At 68.2% G+C, this 15,022-nt stretch carries 12 protein-coding genes; 4 read left to right on the forward strand and 8 right to left on the reverse strand.

The window, feature by feature from the left end:
• The first annotated feature begins 17 nt into the window (after positions 1-17).
• From NUM_RS02900 to NUM_RS02915, 4 genes are read left to right on the forward strand one after another with little or no spacing between them, the layout of a single operon-like run.
• Complete coding sequence (locus tag NUM_RS02900; protein ID WP_207122960.1) at positions 18-1,553, forward strand: ABC transporter substrate-binding protein; 1,536 nt, start codon at positions 18-20, stop codon at positions 1,551-1,553.
• A 23-nt stretch (positions 1,554-1,576) separates the two neighbouring features.
• A complete protein-coding gene (locus NUM_RS02905) occupies positions 1,577-2,512 on the forward strand; it encodes a dihydrodipicolinate synthase family protein (protein ID WP_207122961.1) in 936 nt (311 codons plus the stop codon).
• Complete coding sequence (locus tag NUM_RS02910; protein ID WP_207122962.1) at positions 2,509-3,975, forward strand: sulfatase family protein; 1,467 nt, start codon at positions 2,509-2,511, stop codon at positions 3,973-3,975. Before NUM_RS02905 ends, NUM_RS02910 begins: the two co-directional genes overlap by 4 nt.
• Positions 3,976-3,997: 22 nt before the next feature.
• A complete protein-coding gene (locus NUM_RS02915) occupies positions 3,998-5,869 on the forward strand; it encodes a sialidase family protein (RefSeq protein ID WP_207122963.1) in 1,872 nt (623 codons plus the stop codon).
• Between the two features lie 618 nt (positions 5,870-6,487).
• On the opposite strand, the gene NUM_RS02920 is transcribed toward NUM_RS02915, so the two are convergent.
• The 8 genes from NUM_RS02920 to NUM_RS37890 all read right to left on the reverse strand — a co-directional run bounded on the left by NUM_RS02920 (position 6,488) and on the right by NUM_RS37890 (position 14,800).
• On the reverse strand, positions 6,488-7,615 hold the full coding sequence (locus NUM_RS02920) for an NAD(P)/FAD-dependent oxidoreductase (protein ID WP_207122964.1): 1,128 nt from the start codon (positions 7,613-7,615) through the stop codon (positions 6,488-6,490).
• A complete protein-coding gene (locus NUM_RS02925; protein ID WP_207122965.1) occupies positions 7,612-8,661 on the reverse strand; it encodes a dipeptidase in 1,050 nt (349 codons plus the stop codon). Before NUM_RS02925 ends, NUM_RS02920 begins: the two co-directional genes overlap by 4 nt.
• Before the next feature lie 27 nt (positions 8,662-8,688).
• The gene (locus tag NUM_RS02930; protein WP_207122966.1) at positions 8,689-10,014 is read right to left on the reverse strand and encodes an MFS transporter; all 1,326 of its coding nucleotides are present in this window, start codon (positions 10,012-10,014) and stop codon (positions 8,689-8,691) included.
• A gap of 137 nt (positions 10,015-10,151) precedes the next feature.
• A complete protein-coding gene (locus NUM_RS02935) occupies positions 10,152-10,949 on the reverse strand; it encodes an IclR family transcriptional regulator (protein ID WP_207122967.1) in 798 nt (265 codons plus the stop codon).
• Positions 10,950-11,673: 724 nt separating this feature from the next.
• Entirely contained in the window at positions 11,674-12,369 is a 696-nt protein-coding gene (locus NUM_RS02940) for a response regulator (RefSeq protein WP_225918295.1), read from the reverse strand.
• A 5-nt stretch (positions 12,370-12,374) separates the two neighbouring features.
• Positions 12,375-13,487 carry a sensor histidine kinase gene (locus NUM_RS02945; protein ID WP_207122969.1) on the reverse strand — a complete coding sequence of 371 codons (1,113 nt, stop codon included), beginning with the start codon at positions 13,485-13,487 and terminating at the stop codon, positions 12,375-12,377.
• 52 nt (positions 13,488-13,539) lie between these two features.
• Positions 13,540-14,055, reverse strand: a complete 516-nt coding sequence (locus NUM_RS02950) for a hypothetical protein (protein WP_207122970.1) — start codon at positions 14,053-14,055, stop codon at positions 13,540-13,542.
• A 274-nt stretch (positions 14,056-14,329) separates the two neighbouring features.
• A complete protein-coding gene (locus tag NUM_RS37890; protein ID WP_370466919.1) occupies positions 14,330-14,800 on the reverse strand; it encodes a GNAT family N-acetyltransferase in 471 nt (156 codons plus the stop codon).
• Between the last annotated feature and the right edge of the window lie 222 nt (positions 14,801-15,022).

A 15,022-nucleotide genomic window follows, 5' to 3' on the forward strand; every position in this document is an offset into this window, starting at 1 on the left:
CTTCCCCGGAGGTACTTGTGACCGACCTACCTGGCCTCAGTCGTCGCTCGCTGCTGGTGTCCGCCGGTGTCGCCGGGATCGCCGCCGCGACACCGGGTCTCGCCGGCTGCGGAGCGTCCGGCGACCCGGCTGGTGGCGCGCACGGCGACCGGCTGACGCTCGGTACCACGCAGATCATGCAGTTCGACCCCTACCAGACGAACTCGGCGCTGCACATCCACTCCTTCTACAGCTACCTGATCGACTACGCGCCCGGTGGCTACCGGACCGTTCCGGCGGGCGCCGAGAAGTGGACGATCGGATCGGACTTCCGGTCCGTGACCATCACGCTGCGGGCGGCGAAGTTCCACGACGGGCGGGCGATCAGCGCCGAGGACGTGGTCGCCGGGGTCAAGCGGGCACTGAATCCCAAGGACGGGTTCACCCTTGTGCAGCCCAGCGAGTTCATCGAGAAGGCCACCGCGGTCGACAAGCGGACGGTCCGGATCGACTTCCACTACGCGGTGGCCGAGGGCATCGTGCTCGACTGGATGTTCTCGTTCCCGCTCGTTCCGGCCGACCACAACAGCGGTGCGGCACTGGCGAACAAGCCCGCGGGCTCCGGCCCGTTCCGGCTGGTGGAGTACGACCCGAACCGGCGGCTGCGGCTGGCCCGGAACGCCGACTACTGGGACAAGGGCAAGCCCCGGCTGAAGGAGATCGAGTTCCGGTTCTTCCAGGACGACCAGGCGATGGTCTCGGCGCTGCAGTCCGGTGACGTCGACGGCGCAATGTATCTGGAGTTCAACGACGTCGCTCAGCTCAAGGACCAGTTCACCGTCGCGCAGGGCAGCGGCCGGATGGACATCTTCTTCATGAACGGTGGGATGCCGCCGTTCGACAACGTCAGGCTGCGGCAGGCGCTGGCACGGGCGATCGACCGCGAGAAGATCATCAAACAGGTCAGGTTCGGCATCGGCGACCCTGTCTACGCGCCGATCATGCCGGGCTCGGCAGGCTTCGACAAGTCGTACCTCACGTCGCACGCCTTCGATCTCGACGCGGCCGCGCGGCTGCTGAAGAAGGCCGGCGGCGAGCGCAGGGCCACCGCCGCGGTGAGCAGTGATCCCGGCGCCAGCCAGATGATGCAGATCATCCAGGACGACTTCAAGAAGATCGGTTTCGAGCTGACGCTCAAGCCGATGGAGGCGACCGCCTTCCTCAACGACCTGTTCGCCGGAAAGCTGGAGTGCTGCGTCGCCAACCAGCCCAACACGCTGCAGAGCCCGGGGCTGGTGGCTCGGGGCCGGGCGATGCTGCCGAGCCAGGACAACGTGATGATGAAGAACCGGGTACCGCAGAGCTACATCGACGCGGTCCACGCCTGCAACACCGCGACGAACGCCGCCGCGCAGCGCGACGCGTACGCGCGGCTGAACAAGGTCATCGTCGACGGTGCCTGGGCGGTGGGGATCTCCACCAAGAAGTCGCTGGCCGGGCTGCGCAGGCAGATCTCCGGATATGCGGTGGATCAGCGCGACTACCTGATCCTGGACAACCTGCGCACCCGCTGACGAGGGAATCGAGAGGACAACCCATGGCACGACTGGCCTTGGACGCGCACGGCTCGGTGATGGCGCTCGCGACCGCGGTGTTCACCCCGTTCGACCGGGACGGGAGCGTGGCCTGGCGGACCATCGAACGGCAGGCCGACCAGTTGGCCGGGTGGGGCTGCGCCGCCGTGTACGTCGGGGGTACGGCGGGCGAGGGTGCGTCGCTGACCCGGGACGAACGGCGGGAGCTGCTCGAACGCTGGTGCGCAGCCGCCGGCGGGCGGATGCGGGTGATCGCGCACGTCGGGCACACCAGCCAGCGGGAGGCGGCGGCGCTGGCCCGGCACGCGCAGGACGTCGGCGCGGACGCGATCTCCGCAGTGCCACCGTACTTCCACAAGCCGGCCACGCCCGCCGAACTGGTGGACTTCCTCGCGCCGATCGCCGACGCGGCCGGGGAACTACCGTTCGTCTACTACCACATCCCCGGGATGACGGGGGTGCACATTCCGGCGAGCGCGGTGCTGGTTGAAGCCGGCGAGCGGCTGCCGACCTTCGCCGGCATCAAGTTCGCGGCCGGCGACGTCGCGGACCTGCAACGCTGCCTGGCACTGGCCGGCGACAAGTACGAGTTGTACATCGGCAACGCGCAGCTGATCCTGGTGGCCGCGGGGCTCGGCATCCGCGCCGCGATCGGTTCGGTCTACAACTTCGCCGCGCCGCTGTACCTGCGGCTGCTCCGCCACGCCGCAGAGGGCGAGCTCGACCAGGCACGAGAGTGCCAGCGGCTAGCCCAACGCACCATCGAGACGGTCAGCGGATACGCCGGCGAACTGCCCGGTTTCAAGACCGCCGCCGGGCTCACCGCCGTCGACTGCGGCCCCTGCCGGCCACCGATGCCGAGCCTCGACGATCGGCAACGTGCCGCGATGGCCGACGAGCTGGCAGCCATCGGTTTCCTGGATCGGCACCCGTCGTGACCAATCCGGACGTGGTGATCATCCAGGCCGACCAGTTGCGCGCGGACTGCCTTGGCGTGACGGGAAACCCCGACGTGCTGACGCCACACATCGACGGGTTGGCGGCGGACGGGATCACCTTCACCGAAGCGTTCTGCCCGTACCCGGTCTGCACGCCCTCGCGCTACTCGCTGCTGTCCGGCCTGTACCCGCACCAGCACGGCGGACTGAACAACCACAGCACGCTGGCACCCGGGATCGACACCATCCCGCGGGTCCTGCGGCGGCGCGGCTACCAGACGACCGCCGTCGGCAAGATGCACTTCACGCCGACCTACCTGGACGTCGGCTACCAGCGGATGATCCTGGCCGAACAGCACGGCCCGGGACGCTACGACGACGACTACCACCGGGATCTGCGGGCCGCCGGGCTGGCCGACGTGGTGGACCTGACCGACCAGGAACTCACCGTCCGCCCGGACGCGCCACCGGCGTACTGGGACTCCTTCGGCACCGGCACGTCGAACCTGCCGGACAGCTGGCACTCGACCACCTGGATCGGTGACCGGGCGGTCGAGGAGATTCGGGCCTGGACGCCGGACACGCCGCAGCTGCTGCACGTGTCGTTCATCAAGCCGCACCATCCGTTCGATCCGCCGGCCGGGTGGGCCGATCGGTACCGGCCCGAGGAACTGACACTGCTGCCCGGATGGACCGCGGAACTACCGTCGGCCGACCGGGCTTGGCGGCAGGCGTACTTCGACCACGACCGGTTGGACGAGCAACGGCTGCGAACCACGATGGCGGCGTACTACGCGACGATCAGCCAGCTCGACGAACAGGTCGGCCGGGTTGTCACCGCGCTGCGGGCGCAGGGCCGGTACGAGTCGAGCACGATCGTCTTCACCGCCGACCACGGCGAGTACCTCGGCTTCCACCACCTGCTGCTGAAGCACGGTCCGATGTACGAACCGGTGCTGCGAGTGCCCCTGATCATCAAACTGCCGGGGAACCAACGGGCGGGCCACCGCACCGACGCGCTCGCCAGCACGGTCGATGTCGCGCCCACCGTGGCGAGCATCTGCCGGGCCGACCACGACCCGCGCCTACCCGGGCTGGACCTGACCGACGCGGCGGCCCGCCGGACCCACGTGTTCGCCATGACCCGCGACCCGGATCCGGCCTACCTGGTCCGCTCCGCGACACACAAGCTGATCACCACCGCCGGCGCCGAAATGCTCTTCGACCTGCGGTCCGATCCGCTGGAGCTGCGAAACCTGGCCCACGACCCGCAGCCCGGCGCGATGCCCGAGCTGCGTCGGGCCGCCCTGCGCTGGCTGCAGTTCGACGCGCCAGTACCCCCGTACCTCGACGAGAGCGCCACCGTGCTCGACGCCCCGAACGTACCGGATCCCGACCCGGCGGCGCGCCGGGAACACCGCGACTACTTCCTTGCCGCAGTACGAGAAGGCCGCACCGAGTGACCGATCGAACGGAGGGTCTCGCATGTCGATTCGCACGAGCCGCGGGCTGGTCGTCGCGGCGACCGTCGCCGCGGGCGTGATGGTCTCCACCCAGTCCGCGGGCGCCCGGCCGGTGGCCGCGGACGCCACCGGACGCAACTCCGACACGAACCCGGCGATCAGCTACAGCACCGTGTTCTCCCGCGATCAGGACGGCTACAACAGTTTCCGCATCCCCTCGATCGTACGGACCGACAACGGCACCCTGCTCGCGTTCGCCGAGGGCCGCGTCGACAGCCCCTCGGACAACGGCAACATCGACGTGGTCCTGAAGCGATCCGTCGACGGCGGCAGGACCTGGGGGCCGCTCCAGGTAGTCGACGACAACAACGACGACAAGTCCGGAAACCCGGTGCCCGTCGTCGACCGCCGGACCGGCCGCATCATCCTGAACACCACACACACCGGTGGCCAGGAGACCCTGCAGACCATCACCTGCGGGCAGGCCACCGCGCAGCACACCCGCCGCCCGTTCATCCAGTACAGCGACGACGACGGGCGCACCTGGTCGACGCCACGCGACATCACCAACGAGGCGAAACTGCCGACCTGGCGACACTTCGTCGGCGGACCAGGCCACGGCATCCAGCTGCAGCACGGCTCGCACGCCGGCCGCCTGGTGATAGCCGGCGACCACTCGATCACCCCACCGGCCGGCATGGACTGCACCGACCCCGGGGTATTCGGCGGCCAGGCGATCTTCAGCGACGACGGCGGTACCAGCTGGCACGTCGGCGGCATCGACGACGCCTCGGCCACCCATCCGAACGAGAGCACGGCCGCCGAGCTACCCGACGGCACGGTCTACTTCAACACCCGCACCGGCAGTACGGCCCTGGTCGGCCGCGCGGACACCACGAGCCACGACGGTGGGACGAGCTTCGACCACTCCTACCGGCCGGTGCCCGATGTCGTCGCCGCCCAGGTCTCCGGATCGGTCCTGGCGCTGGGCGACCGGCTCGTCCTGTCCGCGCCGAACCATGCCACCAGCCGCGAACGGATGACGCTGTGGTCGAGCACCGGCCATGGCAGGACGTGGCGGCAGGGTCCGCTGGTGTACGCCGGACCGTCCTCCTACTCCGATCTGGTCCAGCTTCCCGCCAGCGACCGTTCGATCGGCCTGCTGTACGAAAACGGCGACCGGGTACCGACCGACACCCGGGTCACCTACGGCCAGCGGATCACCTTCGCCCGCGTTCCCACCGGCCTGCTGAACAGCCCGCCGCCGGCGCCCGCGCGTACCCCGGACGCCGGCCCCGGTCACCACGACGCCGTGGTCGGTGGAGCACCGCAGCCGGTGGCCGGCCGGTTCGGCGGCGCGTTCCACCTGGCCGGCGACTACGTCGAGGTGCCGCGCACCCCTGCGCTGCTGTTCGGGCGCAAGCCGTTCAGCATGGCCGCCTGGTTCCGGACCAGCAGCACCCGCAAACAGACCGTCGTGTGGGCCAACGGTACGGGCAGCCAACCACAATGGTCCGTGCAACTGCTGGCGAACCAGACGCTGCGGGCGACGGTCAACGGCAAGAACGTCGATGCCGCAGGAACCTACGCGGACGGCGCATGGCACCAGGTCGTGCTCACCCGCGGCAGCGACGCGGTGTCCCTCTACGTCGACGGAACGTTGGCGGCGAGCGGCGCGGCGGTCCCCGGGTCGGTATCCGACGACAGCGTCGGCGGCATCCGGTTCGGCGCCCGACTCGACGGCATCAACGATCCACTGCTCGGCGACCTCGACGACAGCTGGCTCGCCGACCGAGCGCTGACCGCCGACCAGGTACAGCACTTGTACGCCGACAACACCCTGCCCGCGGACGCCACCGTCCTGCACCTGCCGATGGAGAAGATCCACCGCTGAGCCATACCTCATTCTCGTACGGTGCGGGGGTTCCGGCCGGTTGGTAACACGTCCGGCCGGTGCTACCCGGCCTGCTCGGGTGGGGGGATTCCGTTAGACAGCCCGCCCAGGCCAGAGGTCGTGCGGTCCGGCCTCACCTGTAGGCGGGAGGCGTCCGGCCGCAATCGGGACGGTCCGATGTCCAGCTCGCTCGACCATCGGCGAAGCCAACTCGCCCTTCGTTTCTGGTCGAACCTCCGCCACGTCCGGTTGGGCGGCGTTGCCGCAAACGACAGAAGGACGGCGTGTCTGAACCGCCAGCCCGAGACCGAGAAGGCTCCAACCGGAGCTTGTAGGCCCGGACGACCCTCAAGGCGGACGTAGATCGGCAACGCTCGTCGACCCCGCGTCTGATCCGCGATCGAATAACCGTCCAGTCGGTCGGGAACGCCGTCACGATCACCGCCGTCGACATCGTCCTGCTGGGTGTCACTTTCGATGCAGCTGTGGTGGCCGATATGTTGGACCGGGCAATGCCGCGGCTGCCCTCGCAGAGCCATTGGGTCGTGTCCCTCCTTCCACTGGGACCTACGCCCTCCCCTATTGCCCGCCGAACGTCAACCTTATGAACCACAACATCTAGCCGGCGAATCTGGTGGGCGCGTAGGGTTTCATGTCGAGTGGTGGTTCGTCGTTGGTGGCCATGTCGGCCACGATGCTGCCGGCGTATGGGCCCATCATGAGTCCTGATGAGCCTAGGCCGTTGGCGAACCAGACTTCGGGGTGTTCTGGTGCCGCGCCGAGTACGGGCAGCCGGTCTGGGCTGAAAGGCCGGAAGCCGATGCGGGTTTCCACGACGGTGGCTGGGCCAAGTCCCGGTGCGCGTGCGAGCGTTTTGCGTAGCAGTTCGGCTTGGCCTTCGGCGGTGATGCGGTAGTCGAAGCCGGTGCCATCTTCGCGGGTGGCGCCGGAGACGATCCGGTGAGGGCCGAAGGTGACCATGTAGGGGTCGTTGAAGGACACGACGACGGGCCACCGTGTGGTGTCCTCGGCGACGTCGAGGTGCAGGATCTGGCCGCGTTGCGGCCTGATCGGAAGTTTCACTCCTAGCTGGGTTGGCCATGCGTCCTGCCAGGCGCCGGTCGCGAGGATGACCGCATCGGCGCCGAGCAGCTCGCCGTCGATGCGTACGCCGGTGCAGTGGTTACCGTCGAGCGCCAGCTCGGCCCGGCCCTGTGTGACCGTGCCGCCGCGTCGCAGGGTCGCCTGCTGCATCGCCGTTCGGATCACCCTGCCGTTGACGTGCCCGGCAGCGGACAGATGCAGCGCCACGGTATCGGGCGCCAGCGGCGGGAACATCTCGTGCGTTTGCTGCGGGTCGACCATGGTGAGCTCGCCGATGTTGGCGACACCGGCCAGTCTGCGTTCGTCGATGAGGCGATGGACTTCGGTCAGCCGCTGGCGTTCGGTCTCGTCGGTGGCGATGAACAAGCCGCCGGTGACCGAATAACCGGTGTCGGTGATGCCGTCATCTCGGAGCGCCGCGACGAGTTCCTGGTAGAAGGCGACAGCCTGGAAGGCCAGCGGATACCAGGCGGCAGGTGTCGTGAATGCGGTGGCAGGTGCAACGATGCCGGCGCCCGCGGCGGTGGCGTGTCCGGTGTCCGCCCGGTCTACCAGGGTGACTCGCAGCCCGCGACGGGCGAGCCGGTACGCGGCGGCCGAGCCGACAATGCCGCCACCGACGACCACGATGTGTTCACTCACTGCGCCTCCTTGTGCCAAACCGAGTCGGCGACGCGGCGGAAGTTGCCGCCGAGGATCTTGGCGCAGTCCTCGTCGGAGAAGCCGCGCTGGACGAGCCCGCGGGTGAGGTTCACGAACTCGTCCATCCAGCTGAACCCGTCCAGTCCCAGGGGTGTGCTGGTGTCGTCGTCCTGGAGGTACTGGACCGCGAAGTCGGAACGCATGGGCAGCGCCCGGAAGTTCTCGTTGTTGTCGGTGCCGATGCCGACGTGGTCGACGCCGACGAGGTCAGCCACGTAGGCGATATTGTCCAGGCAGGCCCCGAGATCGGGACGTTCCTTGCTGTCCCTGCGGCACAGAACGTCCCATGCAGTGGTGCCGATGACACCGCCGTGTTCGGCGACCAGCCGCATCAGATCATCCGGCAGGTTGCGCGGGTGCGGGAACAGTGCTCGGGCGTTGGCGTGGCTGACGATGACCGGCTGCGCCGATCGTTCGACCGCGTCTGCGGCGGTGCGCATGCCTACGTGCGCTAGGTCGATGATGACGCCTTGCTCGTTGAGGGCGTTGATGACTTGATTGCCGTACGCGGTCAGCCCGCGGTCGTCGGGTTCCAGGCAGCCACTGCCGATGAGGTTGTGTTCGTTGTAGGTCAGCTGCATGACGCGAAGACCGAGGAGCTGCAGGACCGGGAGCGTGTTGGCCCAGTCGTCCTCCAGCGGTGAGCCGGTCTGGAAGCCCACGATGATGCCGATCTTGCCTTCTTGCTTGGCCTGGTCGAGATCGGCGGTGGTCTGGACCAGCAGCGCGACGTCCGACCGGTCTGCGATGAGCCGACGCAGGCTGTTGATCTCCTTGATCGCGTCACGGAAGGATGCACCGTAGGCGACGACGGTGACGTTCGCCGCGCTCACCCCGCCTGCCGCTGCGCGCTCAAGCGCGTAGCGTCCGTCGATCAAGGGTGTGGGCCAGGCCGGATTGGTTGCCCATGCCATGTCTGTGACCAGCGCGGACGCGTGTACTGCTTCGGCGCGCTTGTGTTGCTCGGTGGTCAGCTGCAGTTGCATGTTGGCCTCCTGTGATGGGTGCGGATGTCAGTGATCGGCCGGGGCGGGGGGCAGAGTCGTGGATCGCGTCCGGGCGGGGTTGGTCTCCGGCATGGGCGCGATGATGGCGATGGCGATGGCGCTGATGAGCATCACGTATCCGGCGATGTAGAGGCTGGGATGCGCCGAGGACGCGAGCGCGGTGGCGATCAGCGGGGCGGTGCCGCCCAGTACCGCGGTCAACGCAGCGTAGGGAACGCCGATCCCGGATGCCCGAACCTCTGGCGGGAACAGTTCGCAGAACGTGCTTGCCTCCATGCTCGCCGCGCCCGCCACCAACACGGTGCCGATCAGGTCCAGTGCGAGGAACGCGGCCAGATCGCCGGTGAGCAGGAACCGCAGCAGCGGATATGCCAACACCAGGAACCCGACGAAGGTCATCAGAATCAGTGGCTTGCGTCCAATCCGGTCCGACAGCGCACCAAAGGCCGGCAACAGGATCGTGTACACCGCAGTGGAGATCATCGCGGCGAACAGGCCGGTGGACAGGGGCAGGTCCGCGACAAGGTGCCCGAGTGTCGGCAGAAACACCAGCCACAGATAGAACGGCACGGTGGACATCTGCAGGCCCATGACTCGAAGGCACGACAGCGGATGTTCCCGGATCGCCTGCAGCAAGGGCTGTCTGACGACTCGGTTCTGCCGTGCTGCATGTTCGAACTCGGGTGTCTCGGGCACCCGCGATCGCAGATACAGGCCGACCAGCGCCAGCAAGGCGCCGAGCAGGAACGGGATGCGCCAGCCCCAGACGCCGAGCGCATCCTGCGGTACCCACCGCGTGACCGCGGTGGCGACGCCGGTGGCGAGCAGGGTGGCAAGGCCGGCCGAGGCCATGTTCAGGGAGCCGAAGAAGCCGACGCGTCGACCGTTCGCATGTTCGACGACGAAGGTGATTCCACCCTGGAACTCTCCGCCGTAGGCGAATCCCTGCACCATGCGAAACAGCAGGAACAGCAACGGAGCCGCGAGCCCGATGGCTCCATACGTTGGCGTAACGGCAATACCAAGGCTGCCGAGCCCGGTGAGCAGGATCGTCAACGACAACAGTTGCCGCCGTCCGTGCCTGTCACCGTACGGCGACAAGATCACCGCCCCCAGCGGCCGCATCAAGAATCCCACCGCGAACGTGCCGTAGCTGGCGAACAACCCGACGACGGGGTCGTGCGTGGGAAAGATGACCGGTGTGAAGACGACCGCCATGTAGCTGTAGATGGTCCAGTCGAACCACTCGACCAGGGTGCCGATGATGCCCGCTGCGATGGGCGCTCGGCTCACGTTCGACCGTGGTGCGAAGTCGGTGCCGTTGGCTATCACTAGAGACGGCTCCTCTCAGGACAGGGGCTAACCGCCCGCCGCCCTGGACGATCCCGCTCTGAATGCGGACCGTCCGCCCGTGCGGCGGGCAGGCTGCAGCAACCGACGCCCTGGCGCCGGTGTGGGAGTTCCCGCGACTACGCGGGATCCGAAGACTGTTGGATGGTTAACGTCGGTCGGGAGATCTCTTCGGCGGCGTGCACCAGGTCGGGAAGCAGCTCCCGCATCCGGACAGCAGTCAGGCGGCTGTCGGGCCCATAGAGGCTCAGCGCGGCAGGCCGACCATCGGGCGAGGCCAGCCGCACCGCGACACCACTACCCACAGCACCGTGCCAGCTCTCACTAAGCGCAAAGCCGTCCTGCCTGATTCTGGCGACGTCGCGATGGACCTCGTGCGCATCGATCTGGACGCGGCCCACCTCGGGGATGTCCACGCCGTGGCAAGCAGCGTCGCTGACGAGGCGTTCGACCTCCTCGTCGGGAAGCTGCGACAACAACAACCGACCCGTTGCGCCGATGTGCAGCGGATAAGGCCGGCCGATCTGTGTGCTGTAACGCAATGCCAGAGGGCTCTCGAGCTGAAAGACCGTGACCCGCCAGCCCCCCGACGCCACCGACACCGCGACCGTCTCCTTGGTCGCCTTGTGCAGCTTCTCCGCCCACGGCCGGGCCAGCGTCAACAGGTCGTAGGACTGCTGCCACGACGCCCCGAACTCCATGACGCGATGAGACAACGCGTACTTCTGCGTCCGATCGTCAAGCGTCAGCAACCCGGAGCGATGCAGCGACACCATGATCCGCTGCACCGTCGTCTTACTGATACCAGTCCGCCCAGCCAGTTCCCGCACGCTCTGCGCTTCCGTGCTCGCCGCAATAGCGAACAGCACGTCACAAGCCTGCTCGACGACCTGCACTCCGCCTTTTGTCTCGTCCATAGAACTCTCCTACACCACCCAACCTGGGACAGTGGTCCGGGACGCTGTCCCAACACGATGGCCCTGGTGATGCGCCTTTGTCAACAGCGCAAACCCAGATGCTTGCCCACCGCACGCCAACGGAGCACCCAACGGTGACGACTGACCAGTCAGAGCGGGTCAAATACGGCATCTCTTCGCCACGAGGACGCCAGTGCCCGACCGCGCCGGCACTGGCAGGTGAGCAAACTCGCCGCAGCCAGGACGGCGCCGTTGCCGACGTGCTGTCGCCAGCGGACCGGCGTCGTACGGCGCTTTGTGTCGGCTTCCGCTGAGTCTCGGCACGGGATCCTTTGGTCGTCGATGCTGAGCGCACGCTCCACCAAAGCAGAGGTGCCCCGGCCGGGAAGGCCGTTCGCTAGTGCTGTGACCGCATAGGTTCGCCGGGTTGCTGGTCGTGAGGGTTGGATGTGGGGTGACGTCCGATCCGACCACTGGAGGCGTGGCGACTGAGCTGTCCGTGCGCGCAGACTGACCGATCAGGAGGGCAGCGGACCCCGGCCCGACGCGCCTACCTGCGCTGACGCAGCGCCAACGCCCACCACCGCGACACTCTCGCCGCCGAACGCGAGGAGCGCGCCCGCCTCCGCAAAGAGAACGGCATCCGCTGGGCGGGCGCCCTCTCCAAACCGTGGCACGATCCAACGCGGCGAACTGATGCGTTCGAAGCACCTCAGTGCCGATGTCATCGGTCGCCGGTTCTTGGCGTCACCAACCCGGTCTCGTAGGCGATCACGACCAGCTGAGCGCGGTCCCGGGCACCGAGTTTGATCATGGTCCGGCTGACATGAGTCTTCGCAGTGGTGTGCGACAGCGTCAGGTGTTCGGCGATCTCCCGGTTGGACAGACCGGCGCCGACCAGGGTGAGCACCTCGCGCTCGCGGGGTGTGAGCGGGGCCAGCGTGGGAACTGCGGTGGGCGCGGGAGGGGAAGCAACATAGGCAGCGATCAGCCGCTTGGTGATCGTCGGCGAGAGCAGCGCCTCTCCTGCCGACGCGACCCGGACCGAGCGGAACAGCTCGTCGGGCCCGGTGTCTTTGAGCAGGAACCCGGCCGCGCCGGCACGCAGCGCCTCGAACACGTAGGCATCCAGCGCGTAGTTGGTGAGGATCACGACACGAACGCGGGCCAGCGCGGCGTCGGCGGCGATGCGGCGGGTGGCGTCGATGCCGTTGGTGCCGGGCATCTGGACATCCATCAGGACCACATCCGGGACCAGCGCACGAACCAACGGGAGTGCCTCGTCCCCGTTGGCCGCCTCGCCAACGACCTCGATGTCGGGCTCTGAGTTCAGCAGCGCTGCGAAGCCGGCGCGGATCAGCTGCTGATCGTCGGCGAGTACGACACGAAGTCGGTCCCTGGAGGGCGAGTCGTCTGCCACTGGCGTCATCGGTGTGCCTTCTGCTCGCTGTCGGTCGGCACGGGCAGTTCGGCCTGCACCCGGAACCCGGCCTCGTACGGTCCGGTTTCCAGCCGGCCGCCGACCGATGCCACGCGCTCCCGCATCCCCACCAACCCGACTCCGCTGCCCGCCGCCGCTTCGGCCGGGCGGCGGGCGCGGCCGTTGACCACGGTGATGCAGAGTCCACGGTTACGTGCCACGGTCACCACCACCTCCGATCCGGGTGAATGCCGGCCGGCGTTGCTGAGGGCCTCCTGCACGATGCGATACGCCGCCCGGTCGACGTGCGGCGGGATCCCCGTATGATCGAACGCCGCGTCGCAGGTGACGACCAGCCCGGTCGAGCGCGCGGCCGTCAGCAGCTCGGGCAGCCGATCGAGACCAGGCCCGGGTTCGTCTGCGGCATCGTGTGCCCCGGCATCGACCCTACGCAGCACCTCGACGGTCGAGCGCAGTTCCTGCAACGCGCTGGAGCTCGCGTCCCGGATGTTCTCCAGCGCATCAGGGACGCGGTCCGGTTCCCGGCCCATCAGGTGCGTCGCCATCGCGGCCTGGACGTTGATCACCGAGATGTTGTGGGTGAGCGAGTCGTGTAGTTCCCGGGCAATGCGCAGCCGCTCCTGTTCGGCGCCATGCTGCGCGGCGACCTCGGCACGCAACCGCTCCTGTTCCAACAGCCGCCGCTTGGTACGCAGGGAGACACCCGCGCTCGCGGCGGCCACCATCCAGCCGACGATCCAGGCCGGGCCCACGGTTGCCGCAGCGATGCTGAGGCCGTGCCCGAGTCCGGCGGCGAACGAGCCCAGGCAGACCCCGGCCACCGTGACACTGGCGAGAGCGGACCGGCCGGCAAGCATCGCGCCGAACACCGCGGCGGTGGCCGGTGCCGGCGCAAAGATGCTCGCATATCCCAAGGCATAGAACACGGTGGGTGCAATCCCCGTGACCACCAGCACCAGTGCGGCGTATCGGTCAACCCAGGGCGAAACCAAGGCGGGAACGGCAAGCAGCAGTACGCCACCGACGTCCAGCACCCGCAGCGGGGCGTGCGCCGGGGCGCTGGCGGTGGCCGCGACGCAGAACGCGGCGAGCAACACCCCCAACATGATCCGATGCGGGACCCACGACCTCCCGAGCATGAATGCCACCCTAAGCGGGGACCCGCGGCGACGACGTCTGTTCGGTCTCCCGGCGTTGCGCCCACGGCCCGCGACACCAGACCCATGCAGACAGCAGCACCAACACCAGCAGCAGCGCACCGCCGTCGGTGACCGCGCTAGGCAGGAGTCCAAGCACGCCGTGTCGGTCCCGGGCTGCGCTCCACATCTGCGTCGGGATCATCACCCAGCCCAGGCTCTGCGTGCTGTTGACCACCAGTACCCACCACCACAGCAGCCACGAGCGAGCGACCAGAACCAGTACACCGACGGCATTACCGACGATGTACAGGCAGCCGACGACACGGAAGCCCCGGACAAAGTCCGCCGCCGCACCAGCATCATGAGCCGCCCCGGCGTGCCGCATCATCGTCTCGACCAGCGGGGTGTCCACGATCCAGAAGTTCTGCAGGGCGGAGCCGATCGCGAACGCGAGCGAGCAGACTGCGGTGGCCAGGACGACCGGTCGTGTCGCCCGGCTCGGACGGAGTCGAGAACGAGTGCGCATGCCACCACGATCGCCTGCCGGGCGATCGAGGGCATCGCACCCGGGAAGCGTTTACCCAGTTGCCCTGGGGAAGTAGCTGGACCCATCGACAACCCGCGGCTACTTCCCCGGTAGTACCCGATGGGCCACGCTCAAGGTCGCGGGCCGCCCTGAAACGTCCAGCCGGACCGAAATGCTCTTCCGTCCGCGTTCAGGCACCTGGGGCGGCACGCTGATCCATCATGTCCGAGCAACGCCGCCGGAAGGCGGCCTTGGGCATTGCGAGACCGCTCAATCAGCGGTTGTCACGGCCGCCCGGCCGAAAGGGCGTCGGTGACCAAGCATCGCTCGGCGAGCCCGCACCGGGAGTGCTGCCGCCGGTAGGACCGGTGCCGATCCCCCGCCCTTGCCAGTGCTCTGCCACGAGGACCGCGAGTTCGGCGGTGTCGCTGTCGAGGCGTTCGTAGGATCCGACACCGACCAGCTCGTCACCGAGCTGTGCCGCCACAGCGGCGTGGTCAGGCCCCGGAGCGCGGGTGAGGCGGGCAAGTTCCGGCTCTACCACCGAGGTCCCGGCACTGGGCCCGCACACCCCGGGCAGACGATCATGAGGTGGCCGAGGACCATCCGCGTCGACTGCTGCGTCGCCGCGCCGGCTGGCACGTCGATGACGACGGCGCCGGCGGCCGGTATCGGCGACGGCGATCGGCCTACGAGGGCGATGATCCGCCGGGTCGCCGACGCGCGAGCTCGGGACCGGTGGCACGCCGCCGTCCTAGTCGACGGCCGAGCCCGACACATCACCCGGTGGGATTCGTTGGAGGCAGCGGTCGCCTGGATCGAAGCACGCCGAGACAAGATACCGGAGCGGAACCGACGCATCGCGAGCACGAGCCTTTCGTCGGGCGCGGAGGCATTCGAGAAGTCGGGCTCTGAGCTGAGGGTCGGTCCTTGGTGCGTCCGATCCCAAGTCGGACCAACGGCGGGC

The organism is Actinocatenispora comari, assembly GCF_017312725.1.
GTDB classification, from domain to species: domain Bacteria; phylum Actinomycetota; class Actinomycetes; order Mycobacteriales; family Micromonosporaceae; genus Actinocatenispora; species Actinocatenispora comari.